Origin of the sequence: Pectinatus haikarae (assembly GCF_050916305.1) — a bacterium.
Lineage (GTDB): Bacteria > Bacillota > Negativicutes > Selenomonadales > Selenomonadaceae > Pectinatus > Pectinatus haikarae.
Genome location: NZ_CP116940.1, coordinates 1213375 through 1230699 on the forward strand (window position 1 = coordinate 1213375; position 17325 = coordinate 1230699).

Annotated in this window: 17 protein-coding genes and 1 riboswitch; of the genes, 12 read left to right on the top strand and 5 right to left on the bottom strand. The window is 39.4% G+C overall.

Annotated elements, in window-relative coordinates:
* Window positions 1-50: 50 nt before the first annotated feature.
* Entirely contained in the window at window positions 51-1007 is a 957-nt protein-coding gene (locus NXG61_RS05940) for an L-lactate dehydrogenase (protein ID WP_196605037.1), read from the bottom strand.
* A gap of 54 nt (window positions 1008-1061) precedes the next feature.
* Window positions 1062-1239, bottom strand: a riboswitch (cobalamin riboswitch).
* A 308-nt stretch (window positions 1240-1547) separates the two neighbouring features.
* Here NXG61_RS05940 and NXG61_RS05945 point away from each other — a divergent pair.
* On the top strand, window positions 1548-2378 hold the full coding sequence (locus NXG61_RS05945) for an energy-coupling factor transporter ATPase (RefSeq protein ID WP_307224888.1): 831 nt from the start codon (window positions 1548-1550) through the stop codon (window positions 2376-2378).
* Window positions 2379-2485: 107 nt separating this feature from the next.
* Here the strand turns inward: NXG61_RS05945 and NXG61_RS05950 are convergent, their stop codons facing one another.
* Window positions 2486-3496, bottom strand: a complete 1011-nt coding sequence (locus NXG61_RS05950) for a virulence RhuM family protein (RefSeq protein WP_196605035.1) — start codon at window positions 3494-3496, stop codon at window positions 2486-2488.
* Window positions 3497-3757: 261 nt separating this feature from the next.
* Window positions 3758-6385 (bottom strand): sigma-54-dependent transcriptional regulator, encoded by a 2628-nt coding sequence (locus tag NXG61_RS05955; RefSeq protein ID WP_307224890.1) that lies wholly within the window; start codon window positions 6383-6385, stop codon window positions 3758-3760.
* A gap of 245 nt (window positions 6386-6630) precedes the next feature.
* Here NXG61_RS05955 and NXG61_RS05960 point away from each other — a divergent pair, with 245 nt between their 5' ends.
* From NXG61_RS05960 to NXG61_RS05985, 6 genes are all read left to right on the top strand, one after another.
* Entirely contained in the window at window positions 6631-7044 is a 414-nt protein-coding gene (locus tag NXG61_RS05960; protein WP_196605033.1) for a PTS sugar transporter subunit IIA, read from the top strand.
* 15 nt (window positions 7045-7059) lie between these two features.
* Window positions 7060-7533, top strand: coding sequence for a PTS system mannose/fructose/N-acetylgalactosamine-transporter subunit IIB (locus NXG61_RS05965; protein ID WP_196605032.1), 474 nt, complete (start codon window positions 7060-7062; stop codon window positions 7531-7533).
* An 18-nt stretch (window positions 7534-7551) separates the two neighbouring features.
* Window positions 7552-8313: a PTS mannose/fructose/sorbose/N-acetylgalactosamine transporter subunit IIC gene (locus tag NXG61_RS05970; protein ID WP_196605031.1), complete on the top strand. Its 762-nt coding sequence runs from the start codon at window positions 7552-7554 to the stop codon at window positions 8311-8313.
* Entirely contained in the window at window positions 8313-9131 is an 819-nt protein-coding gene (locus tag NXG61_RS05975; protein WP_196605030.1) for a PTS system mannose/fructose/sorbose family transporter subunit IID, read from the top strand. Before NXG61_RS05970 ends, NXG61_RS05975 begins: the two co-directional genes overlap by 1 nt.
* Window positions 9132-9211: 80 nt before the next feature.
* Entirely contained in the window at window positions 9212-10558 is a 1347-nt protein-coding gene (locus NXG61_RS05980) for a sn-glycerol-1-phosphate dehydrogenase (protein WP_231038617.1), read from the top strand.
* 275 nt (window positions 10559-10833) lie between these two features.
* A complete protein-coding gene (locus tag NXG61_RS05985) occupies window positions 10834-11499 on the top strand; it encodes a TMEM165/GDT1 family protein (RefSeq protein WP_196605029.1) in 666 nt (221 codons plus the stop codon).
* Window positions 11500-11760: 261 nt separating this feature from the next.
* On the opposite strand, the gene NXG61_RS05990 is transcribed toward NXG61_RS05985, so the two are convergent.
* Both NXG61_RS05990 and NXG61_RS05995 read right to left on the bottom strand, forming a co-directional pair.
* Entirely contained in the window at window positions 11761-12894 is a 1134-nt protein-coding gene (locus tag NXG61_RS05990) for an SLC13 family permease (RefSeq protein ID WP_307224894.1), read from the bottom strand.
* A 35-nt stretch (window positions 12895-12929) separates the two neighbouring features.
* A complete protein-coding gene (locus NXG61_RS05995) occupies window positions 12930-13541 on the bottom strand; it encodes a MarR family winged helix-turn-helix transcriptional regulator (RefSeq protein WP_307224896.1) in 612 nt (203 codons plus the stop codon).
* A 472-nt stretch (window positions 13542-14013) separates the two neighbouring features.
* On the opposite strand from NXG61_RS05995, the gene NXG61_RS06000 reads away from it, so the two are divergent.
* The 5 genes from NXG61_RS06000 to NXG61_RS06020 all read left to right on the top strand — a co-directional run bounded on the left by NXG61_RS06000 (window position 14014) and on the right by NXG61_RS06020 (window position 17324).
* Complete coding sequence (locus NXG61_RS06000) at window positions 14014-14157, top strand: transposase (RefSeq protein ID WP_370871685.1); 144 nt, start codon at window positions 14014-14016, stop codon at window positions 14155-14157.
* Between the two features lie 489 nt (window positions 14158-14646).
* Window positions 14647-15390 carry a GntR family transcriptional regulator gene (locus NXG61_RS06005; RefSeq protein WP_196605026.1) on the top strand — a complete coding sequence of 248 codons (744 nt, stop codon included), beginning with the start codon at window positions 14647-14649 and terminating at the stop codon, window positions 15388-15390.
* A gap of 151 nt (window positions 15391-15541) precedes the next feature.
* Complete coding sequence (locus NXG61_RS06010) at window positions 15542-15973, top strand: PTS sugar transporter subunit IIA (RefSeq protein WP_196605025.1); 432 nt, start codon at window positions 15542-15544, stop codon at window positions 15971-15973.
* A gap of 37 nt (window positions 15974-16010) precedes the next feature.
* Window positions 16011-16490 (top strand): PTS sugar transporter subunit IIB, encoded by a 480-nt coding sequence (locus NXG61_RS06015; RefSeq protein WP_196605024.1) that lies wholly within the window; start codon window positions 16011-16013, stop codon window positions 16488-16490.
* A 27-nt stretch (window positions 16491-16517) separates the two neighbouring features.
* The gene (locus NXG61_RS06020; protein WP_196605023.1) at window positions 16518-17324 is read left to right on the top strand and encodes a PTS mannose/fructose/sorbose/N-acetylgalactosamine transporter subunit IIC; all 807 of its coding nucleotides are present in this window, start codon (window positions 16518-16520) and stop codon (window positions 17322-17324) included.
* The last annotated feature ends 1 nt before the right edge of the window (window position 17325 follow it).

Here is a 17325-nt window from a genome sequence, read left to right on the forward strand (position 1 = left end):
CCTTATACAAAAGTATAAGGCGTACAAAATGGCAAAATATGATAAACTGCTTACAGGTTTTTGCAGCAGGATAAAGCATTTTTTACACTGGCAGCAGAACTGAACAGTAAATTTTGTTCAGTCTCGGTCAGCTTTACTTCAAACGATTTTACAACCCCCTCCGCACAAAGCATGCGAGGGATACTCAGAGCAATGTCACGCAGTCCGTACTCTCCCTCAAAAACCGCTGACATGGGCAAAATAGTGTGTTCGTCATATAGGATGGACTTTATGAAGCGGCAGGCTACCATGGCTATGCCGGTATTGGTCCAGCCTTTTAGATTTATTATATCATAGGCAACCTGAACGATTTCATCCTCAATTGCCTGTCGGTTTATCTTTTGAGAAAAATTGAAACACTCATCGAGATGTTCAAGAGGCATACCTGCTATATTAACAGTGCTCCATGCCGTGAAAGCAGAATTGCCGTGCTCTCCGAGAATATAACCGTGAATGTTTTTGGGGTCGACGTGGTAATGATCCGCCAGAATGCGTCTGAAACGAAATGTTTCCAGCATTGTTCCGGTGCCGACTATTTTCTCGCGCGGGTAATCAAAATGAGTGGAAATATAGTACGTTGCCACATCGAGAGGATTCGTTATCGCGATTATCATAGCATCCTTGGTATATTTGGTTATTTCGGTCATAATGCTGTTCATTATTTTGATGTTGGTTTTTGCCAATATTAAACGATCGGGTGTTTCACCGGGTCTGATACTGGGACCTGCGGTAATAATTATTATACCGGCATCCCTGCAGTCGGAATAGGTGCCTGCATGCACATTGATATTCGTGCTGTATATGCACGAAGTGGCGTGGCTGGCGTCGAGCGCCTCACCTTTTGCTTTGTCGGCGTTTATGTCCAGCAGGACTATTTCGGACGCCAACTGAAAATCGGTTATTTTATTCAGTATTGCCGAACCGACATTACTGGCACCGATGATCACGATTTTACCCTTGTTAATCATAGAAAATTCTCCTCCCTATCACTCGTAGGTGTACCGCATACATAAATTTACGGTATGGTGACTGATGAACAGGCAGTTCTTCTGGCTTTGCTTCATTGCGTCCTGCACCTTCTCAAGGTTAATACCTCAATGGTCCCTGCAGGTTACTCCGCATCACAGCTGCGGGACAGCTCCGGTTTATTTTTCCCGGATTCTCTATTAAGTCGCTGACACCTGTTCCTTAGACAATAATAGATCTATTATATTAGTTTATGGATTTTAATAAATCAACATAATAAATTCTACATCGACATTGTTGCATATGGCAAAAAAAATGTCAATAGAGAGAAGACTTTATCAAAAAATTAGGATCTTATCACAAAGACATTAGTGATAAATTACAGTTATACGTTTGCAGATATAAAAAGATAATGGGTGATGATTATGGCACAGAAGCAGTTATTGCTGTAAAATAGAGTATAAAATTGCAGAAAATAATTGGTATATACAGCAGCAAGAATTAAAAAGCATCATGATGACTATGGCGGACGGGAGACAAAGATGGATAAAATTGAAGTAAAAAATCTTGCTTATGAATATGTACAGGCAGATAATAAGAAAAAAAAGGCACTCGATAATATAAACCTGATAATAAATAAGGGAGAATTCGTTGCTGTTATCGGCATGAACGGTTCAGGAAAATCCACGCTGGCCAGACATTTTAACGGACTTTTACTGCCATCAGAGGGATCGTGTACAGTGAATGGACTTGATACTAAGGACGAAGCGTCAATATGGCAGATCCGGCAAAAAGTGGGTATGGTTTTTCAGAATCCGGATAATCAGATAATAGCGGCCATTGTTGAAGATGATGTTGCTTTTGGACCGGAAAATCTGGGAATAATGCCGGAAGAAATAAAAAAACGAGTTACAGAAAGCCTCAAGGCGATAGGCATGGAAAAACAACGAAATCTTGCACCGCATCTTCTTTCAGGAGGGCAGAAACAGCTTATTGCCATAGCCGGTGTGTTGGCCATGCGGACGGATTATATGGTGCTTGACGAGCCGACGGCGATGCTTGATCCCTCCGGCAGGGAGGCCGTGATGGAGGCAATTTGTGCTGTGCGTGAAAAATATGGCATGACAGTGATATTGATAACACATTTTATGGATGAGGCAGTATCTGCTGACAGAATAGTGGTAATGAGTAATGGAAAAATCGCTGCGGACGGAACACCGCGTGAAATATTTCGCAACAGCGGGAAGATAAGAGAGTTAGGGCTCGAACCGCCCTTGGCTGCACAAATGGCATACGATTTGAGAAAACGCGGGATAAATATTCCGGCGGATATTTATACGGATAATGACCTGGTAAAATCGCTTCAAAAATGAAGCAGGCGGGTATTGTCATATTTCAAAGATCCACCAATGCTATTGAAAATTTCAACCGCCAATTACGAAAAGTAACAAAAATTTTCCGGCACTCCTTGTTCTAACGTTTACTGTTTTTTCTTCGGTAAATCTGATAAGTTAATATCTTCATTCTCCGGCAGCTGCAGCTGTCGGACATGATAGATTGCATACTCTTCTAAAGCCTTACACTCCATAGCTTCATGCGATATAATTCCCTTGTCCTGCAAAATTTTCCGATGACGGAAAGTCAAGAATTCATTGACGCTGACGGCCCAATCCTGCATAGTCATCACCTGACCATGACGAGCAAGATCCTCTGCATGATCCAGAAACATCGTTACAATGCGATTCAAATCTTCAAATTCGTCCTTTTGCAAATAATTTTTTGCGATCACGACATCTGCTTTACGAACTTTTGCTCCCTTGAAGGAAGTCAGGCCCATGTTATCCTTATGCGCATTAGCACGTTCCATAATGATTTCAGCAGCCGTCTTTCCTGTTACGGCATATAGCATCTTATTTTGAACCGATGCAAAAAAGTCTTTGGTTATCGCTAGAGACGGATTATAATCCACAGATAGTGCATAGATATCTCGTACCTTTTGATAGAAACGCTTTTCTGATGCCCGGATATCACGAATCCGTTCGAGTAATTCATCAAAATAATCTTGTCCGAACTTTTGCGGATCTTTCAACCGTTCATCATTCATGACAAACCCTTTTTTCATATATTCCTTGAGAATATTACTCGTCCAATTGCGAAACTGAATACCAACAGAGGAACGTATCCGATAGCCGATAGCCAGAATCATATCAAGATTATAGAATTTTGTTCGCCGTGAAACATCACGTGTTCCCTCTGATTGAACTAGTAAGTGATCCTTACTAGTTCCCTCTTGTTTCAATTCATTATCATGATAGATGTTTTTTATATGCATGGAAATATTTTGCGGCGTCGTGGCATAAAGTCTTGCTATGTTCACCCGGCTCATCCATATCGTATCCTGATTGAGATACACATCAACTTTAGTATCTCCGAGCTCCGTCTGATAAATCAGGATTTCTCCTTGGGCTGGTTGATGCTTTCCACTCATCATTCAATCTTCTCCTTGATTAGTTTATCCAAATTCTTGGTTTCTTCATTCAACGTTGATTTTTTATCTTCACTTCAGGCATCAAGCTTTTTGCATTCTTTCAGAAAATAGTTCTTATTTGCCGCCTGAATTTCCGTCGTTGTTTTACAATTTTGATAAATATTGGCAATTCCCATGATATTATTTGATTTATAAACATTAAAATTCATTGCTTATTATTTTAGCATATCTTATATATTTTTATTATATTTCGTAGTTTGTAATTTATGCCTGCAGTTTCTGAGGCAAAATCAGAAGAAACATTTCTGCGACATAGGATAATTCGGTATCAGGTATTGCTATTCCGTATGTCTCTTCTATGACAATAAAACTTTTTCGGATTGTGCTAAAAAGCATTTCGTGGCCGCACTTTAATTTGTCATAGTTTTTGTACGGAAGCTCTTCTTTGCGGATAACACGTTCAAGCATGCAAATTGAATGAAAAATAAATTTTACAAATATATGCTCATTGAGCGGTTGGTTATAATTTTTTAATATATCATTAAGCGATTGGCCCAGCAGGTCTGTCGCTTTTTTTACGTCAATAAAAGTAGCGATATCGGCTAGAGCGGTGATTATTTTGTTTAGCAGCCAGGCATCTATGGACGAGGCCCAGGAAAAAAGCGGGGGATTATTAAGCTCAGAAGACAGCTCAGATGCATAAGCAAGCTGATTATTGAGTAATTTTACAATAGCATCCAATGTAATATCAGGCATCAGGCAGCGCCGTGCAGCCTCAAGTAAAAGAGGCGTAGAAATGTTGCTGATGGTTCTTATGGGAATGGCTGTTTTTGCAGTGATCATATCGCCAAAATCTATCAATGATCCCATATCGACAAGAATCAGAATACCACGCTCATAATGAAGTTTTTCGGCCAACCCCGCGGCGAGTGTCAGAATAGTGTCGACCTTGGCATCAAGAGGCATATCTATAGCGTATATTTCCGAGTTCCCTATCAATGTTTTTACAACCTCAACCATACTGCTGGCAGTGCTGCGTCCGTGGCAGATAACAATTATAGGAAGAGCAGCAGACTTGTTTTGCTTGATGGTGTATAAAAATAAAGCGATAATGGCTGTTTCTTCTGGCGGTATTACTATATCGAACAAGCTGGCCGCATCAGTGCATATCATTTTTGCCAGCTTATATTCATTAGGATGTTTGGCTGTTATTTCGTTAGCATTGATACCTGTTGCGGCTTGACCATTTTCCAGTCTGTCCTTAAGCAGTTCAAGATGAAGTGCCAGACTGTAGATTGTTTTATTGTCAGCAATAGTAATTTCACTGGGATTAAGATGTTTTTTTATTATGTTTGTCAGATCAGTATTGACTATTTTATTAAGAATATCTTTGTCGATTTTTACTTTTTGACTGTCATTGGTTACGGTTTTGTAGTGATGCAGTTTAGAATGGATTTTTTCCTTTATGGTTTCTATAGCGATACCATCATTATAAAAAGATTGAGCTGTTTTAAGAATGTATTCATAAAAACCAGCATCGACAGCATAGTCATCTTTGAGCAGCAGATCGCTTAGCTGATCATTATCACCGTCGAAAATAATAGGTTTAATATCATTGAAATTAAAAGTTTTATAAAGTTCCTGACGATTGGATGCCGATTGAAAAAATTCATTTTTCAAGTTATCAGTCAGCTGCGATAATTTTATGCTTATATTTTGTTTATCCCCTGAACCTGATGATAATACATTTTCTATAAAAGCATTGGCACACAGGACTTGAATGTCATTATGCAATTGACCGATATTGCCGCTGCATTTGTAGGTAAGAAGTACCTTTAAAACTTCTTTGGAAACGACAAGCGGTTTTTTTATAATTTTCGATTCAGTCTGAAAAAAATGATTGATAAGTTTCATGCGCACTTTTAGAGGACGTTCGTTAAGTTCAGGCAAAGTAATAAGAATGGGAATACGGCGGAAAAATGTTTTGAGTATAGCTGACTGGGGATTTTCTGTCGTGGCTGCCAGAATTAGTACATTCGCTTCATGGTAGCTTTCCGTTTCGCCAAGTTTACGATATTTGCCGTGATCAATGAGTGAAAAAAGCATTTCCTGTCCTTCTGGGGGCAGCCGATGTATCTCATCAAGAAAAAGAATACCGCCGTTGGCTTGCCCGACGAGACCGGTAGTGTCCTTAAAGGCACCGGTGAAGGCACCTTTTATATGTCCGAAAAGATGAGATAAAAGCAGCTGTGTATTTTCCGCGTAATCGGAACAATTAAAAATTATAAAGGGAGCATGTTCCGATAATGTTTTCATTTCTATCGCATAGCGGTACATTATATTGGCAAAAGTAGTTTTACCGCTGCCGGTAGGTCCTGTTATAAGAGTATGAAGACCGTTGGGCGGATACAGGACAGCTGCTTTTGCCTGTTTGGATTGGGTATAAAGATCATCGGTCACTCCTATCAGATTGTCAAAAACATCATGTGGTGTGCTGGCCGGTATGGTGTCTTTATCTGCTGACGGTATAAGTGAAATGTCACCGACGGATAATGACTGAGGTGATGTATCAGCGGCAGAGAGATGCAGGCAGTTTTCGAGAGCGGAGAAGCTGTTGAAAACATTTGCGGTCAGATGTGTATTATAGGCGGTTTCCAGCAAATTTTTTTCAATATAGATGACAGGCTTGCCATTTATTTTTATTACCAGATTTTGCTTCAGGGCGGCGTTGAGTTCCATACTCACATTATTCCGCAATATACCGGTGGCAGCCGCAATATCCATGGTAGTGCAGCCCAGCTGGGGCGATATTCCGGGATAAAGTTTTTCGAGGACAGTGTTTCCGTGCTTTTTGAGAATATGCAATATTTTTTGTTTGCGTGAATAATGCATATAAAAAACTCCTTTATTTCTTAATACAGATCAAAATAATAGCTAATACGGATAATTATAACATAATAATCTGTATTAAAATTAATAAATTTTAGGATAATCCATATAAAAAGAAAAATCTGAATAAAACATTTAAACGTATATAAAATGTGGATATTTTTAGCATGCCAATACACATTTTAATGTGTATTGGCATGCATATTGCTTATATAGTAAGCGAGACAGCAACACAGGGAGGAGTTCAAATGATTGCAGTTTTACTTTTAACTCATGAAGATTTCGGGAAAGCCATGCTTAAAAGTGCCGAATTGGTATTGGGAACTGTAGAAAGAGTAAAGACGCTGGGTCTGCATAGAGGAGATGATATTACAGAATTTTGCGGTAAAGTAAAAAACGAGATCGAAGAGCTGGATCAAAAGGAAGGTGTACTTGTTTTTGCTGATCTGTTTGGTGCAAGTCCATATAATGCAGCAGCCATTGCCAGTTCAAGCATAAATGTGCCGTATAAGTGTATCACGGGATTGAGTTTTCCGATGCTTCTTGAAGCACTGACGATGCGCAGCAGTTATGATTTATCTGGGCTGACAGAACACTGTATAAAATCAGGCAGGGAAGGTATAAAAGAATTATTCGAAGAGTTATCATCAGCAAAAGATTAAAGGAGAAATGCTATTATGTTAAACATTGTATTGACAAGGATCGATGACAGGCTGATACATGGACAGGTGGTTACCGCATGGGCGAAGGTTACCAAGGGAAATCGTATTGTGGTAGTAGATGATGGGGTGGCTAATGATGATTTTATGTCAAAAATAATTAAAATGGCTGCTCCGGCATCTTTCAAAATAGGCATACACACTATAGAGCAGGCGGCAGAAATATTAAAACAGGATGATACCGGAGAAAGAGTGATAGTGCTTGTGAAGACACCTGTGACGGTGCAGGCTCTTATGGATAAGGGGGTAAAAATAAAAGAACTTGATCTTGGCGGTATGGGGGCGACAAAAGGCCGTAAACAGCTCTACCGCAATATCTCCATTTCAGAGGCTGAAAAAGACTGCTTCAGGCAGCTTATAGACAAGGGTGTTCATGTGGTAGTCCAGATAGTGCCGGACGATTCACCTAAAGATATTCAAAATTTCTTTTAAAAAGAAAGGGGTACAAAAATGGAAATGACATTGCTTCAGGCAGCTTTGATAGGATTATTCTATTATCTTTCGTGGAGTCCGTGGCTGACTTATGTCGGTTTTTTCACCTTCAACAGGCCGCTTTTGGCAGGACTTGTAACGGGGATAATTTTGGGACAGCCAATGGAAGGCGCATTGATCGGCGCAGGTATAAATGTTATCTACTTAGGATTTATATCAGCCGGTGGAGCCCAGATGGGAGATCCTTCCTTTGCGGGTTATGTGGGGACAGCTTTGGCTATAGCATCGAATCTTGACGTAGGAACGGCAATGGCTATCTCAGTTCCTTTGGGAACGATTGCAACTGTTTTGTGGATAGCTAAAATGACGGTAAATTCATTTTTTGTGCATTGGGCTGACAGGGAAGTGGAAAAAGGAAATTTGAATATGGTTGCATTTATAAATATAGTGCCGCCGCAGATATTATTATTTGTAATGAGTTTTATTCCCGCAACGCTTGTTGTTTATTACGGACCTACAGCTGTGAACGGCATGCTCAGCCTGCTGACGCCAAATATTCTGCATGTATTCAATGTAATCGGTGCGATGCTCCCTGCACTGGGGATCGCTATGAATCTGAAGCTGATCGGCAATAGTTTTACGATGCCGTTCTTTGTTTTAGGTATATTATGTTCGGTTTATTTCCAAATGGATATTATCATTATTTCAATCATAGGTATAGTTATCGCACTTACAATAAGTGCCGTAAATTATCGCGGTGATAAGGGAGGAAATGCCTAATGGATGGCAATAAACTTACAAGAGCAGATGTGCGAAAATCATGGCTGAACTGGTTTATGTTCGCTCAATCGAATTACAATTATGAACGGTTGCAGGCAGTTGCTTTTGCCCATTCGATGCTGCCCATAATGAAAAAACTTTATCCGCAGGATAAAGAAGAACAAAAGCAGGGGATAACACGCCACATGTCTTTTTTCAACACAGAACCTATTTGCGGTTCTGTTATACATGGTGTGACTGTGGCAATGGAGGAGGAACGTGCCAACGGGCAGCCTATAACCGACGAGGCCTTTAACGGGATAAAAACGGGTCTGATGGGACCACTGGCCGGAGTCGGCGATACCTTGACACAAGGTGTTATTACACCGATCATGCTGGCCATCTGTATCGGCATAACAAATAATAATAATATCGCGGGGCCGATAATTTTCCTCTTAGCACAATTTGTCATAATGACAGGAATTTCTTATAATATGTGGTTTAACGGCTATAAATATGGCAGAAAAGCTGTTGAAGAAATAATGTCAGGCGGCAAGGTCAATAGAGTCATTGAAGCAGCTTCACTTTTAGGAACGATGGTAATGGGCGGACTGGTGGGACGATTTATACCTCTTCAATTCTATTTGAATTTTGAATTGGGCGGGGGTGCCGCGTTCAGCTTACAGCATGATCTGCTCGACAAATTGATGCCGGGGCTGATACCTTTGGTGTTGACTTTAGTTGTTCTGCATTATGTACGCAAGGGAGTATCGCCGATAAAAATGATGGGTGCCTTGATTTTATTTGGTATTATAACAGGCTGTCTGGGGATATTTTGAAATAGGACCGCATTTCTGAACGGAAGATTTATGTCAGCGGCGATCAATTATGCTTGCAATAAACGAAGAGAGGGATTTCATTGCGCACATGGAACGATTATATAGGTAAAAAAATAGATTGCGACTGCGGGAAAGTACATGAATGTGATATGCGGCATGTACATGTAGGTCACGATGCGATCTCTGCAGTAGCGGAATATGTAAAGGAAAAAAAATACAAAAAGATTTGTGTTATTGCTGATATTAATACACAAAAAGCTGCCGGAGAAAAAGTTTACGGAATATTGGAAAAAAATGGTATTGCTTATGACAAATATATATTTTCTGATCATGAGATTGTTCCGGATGAGCTGGCGGCGGGCAGGATCATAACGCATATACCAAACGGATGCGATCTTCTGGTGGGAATAGGATCGGGGGTTATTAATGATCTGTGCCGATTCACGGCACACACCATAAAGGCCGACTATTTTATAATTGCCACTGCACCATCAATGGACGGGTATGCTTCTGATGTCGCACCGCTCATGGTTGATAATTTAAAAACAACTTATGAAAATATGGGACGTCCGGCAGTGATCGCAGCCGATACAGCTGTTCTGAAAAATGCGCCGATGCATCTGATTACTGCAGGGATAGGAGATATTTTCGGCAAATATGTATGTCTCACCGATTGGAAGCTGGCACACATAGTAAATGATGAATATTATTGTTCAAAATTGGTTGACATGATGTACAGTGCAGTGGCGGATGTAGCTGCGGCAGCTGACAACGGCATAAAAGAACGTGATGAAAAAGCAGTGGGAGCCGTAATGGAAGGCTTGATTCTGGCAGGGATAGATATGAGCTACAGCGGTAATTCACGTCCGGCTTCGGGCAGTGAACATCATATGTCACATTATTGGGAAATGATTTTCCTGCAGCACGGGCATGAAGGCGTGCATCATGGGACAAAAGTAGGTGTGGGAACAATAATAGCATTGCTTTTGTATCAAAAAACAGCTGAAAAACTTAAAAATACAGTAAAATTTGCTAAACCACACTTTGATCAAAACAGATGGGAGGAAAACATACGGCGTGTATATGGTCCTGCGGCGCCGAGTGTGATAGCCCTTGAAAATCGGGTACGAAAAAATGCTGATGAAAATGTGGCTAAGCGTCTTATTATGATCGGAAAACATAAACGGGAAATTATTGAATTGACGGAAAATCTTCCATCCGTTGACAAAATGATTGAGCGCATGAAAAATATAAATGCACCATATCATCCGGAGCAGATAGATGTGACAGCGGAAATGCTCAGAAACGGTATTATCTATGCAAAGGAATTGCGTAACAGATATGGGCTGCTGCAGCTTATATTTGACTGCGGATGGCAGGAAGAACTGGCAGATGCCGTTTGTGCTCAAGTAAAAAAAATAGAATAACAGTTTTAAGTAATCGGCATATTATACAAAAGTCTGATGCCATGGCCAATAAATAAAAATTTGTGTATATTGACAATGGTATTGGTATAGGTTATACTACCACTAATGTCCAAAAGGGAGTAGCTTAAATAGATGAGGTCAACAAACTGGTATTTTACCTGGCCTTATCGTTAGCAAATGCTGATTAGCGAGACTTTCGGCGTGATTTTTATCACACCGGGGGTCTCGTTTTTTTATTTATATATAGAGAGAAAAATTATTGGAGGAATGAAGGAATGACAGCATTTTTAGCTTCGCTGGCTTTTGTGGTTTTGGCAGAAATGGGAGATAAGACACAGCTCCTGGCTATGGCATTTGCTGTGAGGTATCGTTGGCAGACTGTAATGTGGGGAGTATTTGCAGCTACCGTTGTCAATCATCTTTTTGCGGTGCTTATCGGGAATTATCTTACACAGCTGATCCCGATACATTATATTCAAATCGCTGCATCTGTTTCGTTTATAGTATTTGGGTTATGGACGATAAGAGGTGATAAATTAAATGGAGAAGAAAATGCATCTCGATATGGACCTTTTTGGACAATTGTGATTGCTTTTTTTATGGCAGAGATGGGAGACAAAACACAATTGGCTACAATAGCTCTTTCAGCAAAATTCAACACACTGCTCCCAGTATGGATAGGCAGTACCACAGGGATGATGCTGGCCGATGGACTGGGAATTATTATAGGCATTGTTCTGGGGAAAAAGATTCCGGAGCGCACAGTCAAATGGGCCGCTGCAATAGTTTTTATTTTTTTCGGGCTGTTCGGTCTATATGAATCAATAGATAATAGAATGATAGCATTTGGAAGTATTGCTATTGCAATTGCCGTGACAGGAACAGCAATCTATTTTATGTCCTATAGGAACAAGAAGAGTCCTGATAGAAAAATGAAATAGTGATCTGGAATTTGTTCCCGCAGCAATGCAGAGGGAGGCCGTTCTATAAGTAGCGGCCTCCCTCTTTAGGTTTGCAGTCATTGATATAGTATAAAAAGACACAACGTTTGATTTGTGAATATAAATGCATAAATAGATATTGTTACAATATATCCAACATAGAATAAATTTGTTAATATGTTTCTCGATATGTTATATATGGATTGGATTTGCTGGAATCTCATTAGAGCATACAGCCTGTTATTGCGATTTAGGAAAAAATCAAAAATATAATAATATTATATAAAACAAACTGCCCAGTATAATTAAACTGGAAAAATTGAGTATAGAGTAAGCTTTGATCAATGCACCGCTTTTTTGAGGATGAGCATTATTAAATAGTGTGAATGTTATTATACTAGCCAGTGAGGCAATAGGTGTTCCTAATCCACCGACATTAACACCATAAAGTAGAGCCTGCAAATGGTTTGAAAAAGGAGCCAACATGACTGTACAAGGAACATTACTTATTAATTGACTTAAAAATAAAGCCAATAAATATGTCTGAAAAGCAGTATGCGTCAAATATGGCAAATACATTTTTACCAATGGCATAGCGGAAATATTTCCGATTGCAACGAATAGAAATAAAAAAGTTAAAAGCAAACGATAATCAAGTTTTGTGAGTAAAGATCGTTTGGACAATAATGTGATTATGATTATGCTAAAAACAGTAAAGGTTGCAAAATTAGTGTTGGACATGCTGAGTATAATCAGGACAGTAAATAATGAAATTAAAGAAAAATTAAAGTATTTATCTGTAATTTCTTTTGCAGGGATAGATATTTGGATATATTCTTTTTTTATAATAAAAGTAAGACTTATTAACAGCAGTAGACTTAATAAAAAGAAGGGAAATAATAAAGACAAAAAATTTAAGAAATTCATTTTGTAATATGCATAGATGAACAAATTTTGAGGATTTCCTATTGGTGTAATACTACTGCCTAAATTTGCTGATATTGTCAGCAACACGCAGGGAAAAATAATAGGATAATTGCTGCGTTGAGAAATTACAATTAAAATAGGTATTATAGTGAGTATGGCAATATCATTTGTGATGAACATAGAGGTAAAAAAGGAAATAAGACAAAGTGCTTGTGTCAAACTGCGGTGGTTTTTGCAACTACTTGCTATTCTTACAGCAATGTACTTGAGCATCCCACATTCTTCTATTATCTTTATTACGATCATTAATTCGAAAAGACAAATAATTACATTGAAATTAATGTATTCTAACTTAGGCAGATTTATCATAGAAGTAAAAATAGCACTTAGCAATGAAATTGAAAAAACGATGTTTTTATTAAATTGATTTCTAAGCAAAGACGATAGAACAGTAAATTTTAAAGTCATTTTATAGTCTCCTTTCTGTACGATTAAAAAATAAATCAATCGTCACCATCTAAATTTTTCTTATGTGGAGAACATGATGGATTTACATGTAAAGTCGGATGATCATGTATATGGGGCAAGGGGGCGCCAGGTAAATGATCTTTTAAATGAGGAGGAAGCGGTCTGGTTTCATCAAATTCGTCGCTTAAAATCAATTGTGCTTCGCAAGACGCACAGAGTTTTTTTATTATATTATAAAAAGATATTTTTTCTTCTGATGATAATTCACCGAATAGTAACTCGGCAGGATTAAATTGATTTTGTGAATTTTTTACGATTATTTTACCTGAAGTAGATAAATAAACATGTGTTATGCGCTTATCCGCAATATCTTTTTCTCTCCTTATTAAATCAGCTTTCTCCAATTTATTTAAAAGCTCAGACAATGAGGCCGATCTGATGTCGAGTAATTCCATAAGTTCCTTAAATAATATACCATCGTTATCAGCAATGACATTCAATACACGTATTTGTCCTTGATAGGGAACAAAAGGTGGTTTTAATTTGTAAAGACTTCTTTGATACATTTTGATAAATCTTGTGAATACAGGTAATAATTCATTGACAGAAATTATTAGATCAGTAGTGTTTTGCTTTTCATCTTCCATAAATAAAATTTCCTTCCATTTATAAATAGGTACCTAGCAATATAATGATACAATAATATTACCGTAATTGCAAGGTGCCTATTTAAATTATATAGATCATCTATATAAACCTTCATTATTAACTGTCTGCGGACTTATATCTGTAAGGGACAGCTTGAGAACTATTGTTGGTGTATTGCACTTTTGAAGAAAAATTGTATAAGTAGGATTGGCAGCTGTATATTGATTTTACATACTCTTGCGCATTTATGGATATTTACCGTCAAGCAATATTAAAATGATGAAATTTGTAATGAACTTAACAATAAATATCCAAAAAATCTAAAATACCGATGGACTTTGTACACTATAGTATAATTCAATGGCAGAGAAGTGATAAAATTCATATTTTATAAATATATATAAAAAGCTCTGATAGCAGATCTAAAGTTTGTGTATGCTACACCAACAGAAGAAACAGCATTAACTGGACTTGATCATTTTAAAGATCAGAAGGCTTATTTATACCACAAATACCATAGAGGGATTTAATCGGCAGCTTAGAAAAGTCACTAAATCAAGGACAATTTTCGCTTCAGATGACAGCCTCTTAAAAATTCTCTATCTGGTAATGTGATGGACATTACTAAAAAATGGACTGGATGGCGGCAGGCCTGGAATCAAATAAGAGCACAACTGGATATCTATTTTGAAGAACACTTTTTAGAAAGAGATATTTAAATTTATATTAGCTTTGTGTTTACACAAAACTTGAAGAACTCTTAGGATGGGTTATGTGTAAGGCCTCTTAATCAAGGTTTCAACTCGGATGTGGATTGTTCCTTGGGTCAGTTATTTACCTACATCAAGGTCAATGGCAGGTTCAAAACTATCTGTGCATTGACCTTGATCTTTTTGCCAGAAAAATCATAGGCTGGAATATGACCTCTGCCCATTCCTATAAATTAATATAGAGTGCGTTGCAAAAAAAATAAAATAGAATTTTCCGAAATATTTTACAACGGTATTTACAAAAGCAGTAAATGAATATATAATATAACTTGTATATAGTTGTATATAGTCGTTCATAGTTGTATATAACTGATAAACCATGGGGGTAAGCAGGATGCTGGACTTTAAAAAGAATGGCGTAGTGCCTTTATATATGCAGATAGCTGATTGGATAAGAGAAAATATTTATGCGGGCATATGGAAGGCAGGCGAAAGTATTCCTTCCGAATATCAGCTGATGGATATTCTGCGGATAAGCAGAGGCACAATAAAAAAAGCGGTTGAAACTTTAGCTACACAAGGTTTGATATTGAAAATACAGGGGAAGGGCACTTTTGTGGCTGACAGTAATGTGTCCTATTCGCTGGGAACCAATGGGCACGGTTTTTTGTCAATTTCGGAGTCGCTTGACCGCATGGGAATCGATTATGAGACAAAAGTAGTTAAGGCCTGCTTTGAGAAGGCAAATGAAGATATTGCAAAAAAACTGCAGATAAAAAAAGGTGATGCAGTTTTTTATCTGGAACGCATACGCTTGATCAACGGAAATAAGGCAATTTTCATGGAAAACTGGATAAATCCTGTTCTGTGTCCGAACGCGGATAGGAATGATTTTAACAGGAAAACTTTGTTCTCAGTGGTGGAAGGTTCATCACAGCATAAGATAAAATTTATAAAGGGGCATTATGTGGCCAGGAGCATAGGCTGCAAGCGGGGCGCTCTGCTGGGAATAGACAGGGAAACACCGGTTCTGTATGGAGAGCAGCTGGCCCATTTGGATAACGATGTCCCGGTCGATCTTGGAATAATCTGGCTCAGGTCAGATCAGTACTGCTTCAATTTGACTTTGTACAGATGAGTCTTTGTGTGAATCTCAGCGGAGGCAATTTTGTCCTGCGGCTGTGCTTGACTGAATAGAAAGCCGTATACGAACCTGGTGAAGCTGACTTCAGTGCGCAAAATAAATGGTTGACCGCAAATTTTAAAAATTTTTTGAGGTGAGTTGGAAAATGATAGGTATTTTAATTGCTACTCATGCTGATTTCGGACAAGGGGTTATTAACGCGGTAAAGCTCATCACGGGGACCCACGAGAACGTAAAAACGATAGGGCTGAATCACGGGGACGGGATAACCGTATTTGAGGAAAAGGTGTTTTATTATCTGGAGGAAATGGACCAGGGAGATGGCGTTATAGGTTTATGCGATTTTTTGGGCGGTTCACCGTCCAATGCTATGCTCAGATGCATGAAAATGAAAAATTTTCCATGCATCGTGGGAGTAAATATGCCGATGGTGCTTGAGGCCGTTATGAATCGCGGTAATACCGACGTATGGGAGCTGGCTGAAAAATGCCGCACTGCCGGGATTTCTGGGATTGTGTCATTGAATGCTGTTGCACAGAAAATGATGGTTGAGGAGGAAAGCAGCGCTGATTTTTAAATTAAATATAAAGAAAATTAAGAAAGGAGAATTTAAAATGAATATTGAGGGAATAACATTGGTGAGAATTGATGACAGGCTGATACACGGGCAGGTCATGACGTCATGGCTTAATTATACAAGTGCCAATAAAATAATGATTATTGATAATCAGGTAGCGGAAGATCCCTTTATAAAAAGTGTATTAAAAACATGTATTCCGGCAAATGTGAAGCTGGCGACATTTTCTGTGGAGAAAGCAGCGGTCCGGCTGAAAAAAGGCTTTGCCGGTGATAGATGCATCGTGCTTATCAAATATCCGGAAACATTATATGGCTTAATGAAGCAGGGAATAGTATTTGATTCTGTTAATATAGGCGGTATGGGGGTGACGGGAGAAAGAAAAAAATTTTATAAAAATATTTCAATGTCGGAGGAAGAAAAGGCCATGCTTAAAGAGCTTACAGTGAAGGGATCAAAAATTCATGTAAGAATCATCGCTGAGGACAGCGAGACGGATATATCGGGCATGCTGTAAGGATTTTTTATGATAGGAGGCAGGAATATGACTATATCGACCGGACAGGCAGTGGCAATAGGTATTGTTTATTATCTGGGAAATATAGGGACACCGTGGCTGTCCCTGCTGGGCAGCATAAGTGTCGTGTACAAACCGCTGGTCGCGGGAACATTGGTGGGCTTCATTCTGGGTGATCCGGTCCAGGGCTGTATTATCGGAGCGGCAATAAATCTTCCCTATGTTGCGTTTATATCGGCGGGCGGAACGGCGCCGCAGGATCCGGGGCTGGCGGGGACAGTCGGAACGGCATGGGCGCTTGCGGCAGGAGTTTCACCGGCCGCAGCTGTAACAATAGCACTTCCGCTGGGACTTTTAGGGACTATGATATGGGTCTTGCATATGACGCTTGATGTGACATTTGTTCATATGGCTGATAAGGCTGCCGAACGAGGGGATCTGGATAAAATATGTTTTCTGCATGTGGTCCCGCCGCAGCTGCTGATGTTTTTTCTATGCGTGGTGCCGGCTGCTGTCGCCACTTATTTCGGGTCTGAGGCAGTACAGGGAATCATCGCCAATCTGACAGGAACGCCGCTGCATATACTCGAAGTCATCGGCGGGCTGCTGCCGGCTTTGGGGATAGCAATGAATCTGCGTGCCATAGGCAGACCGGGAACCTTGTTGTTCTTTATGGCCGGTTTCGTATTTGTGGTTTATTTGAAGCTGCCGGTTATTGCCGTGGCGGTGCTCGGCGCCGTAATCGCTTATTTTTATACTGTGCTGAGCAACCAGCCGCCGGCTGAGATTGCTGGTGCGGCAGGTGTGGCTGATGACGATGAGGAGGATTTTTGAT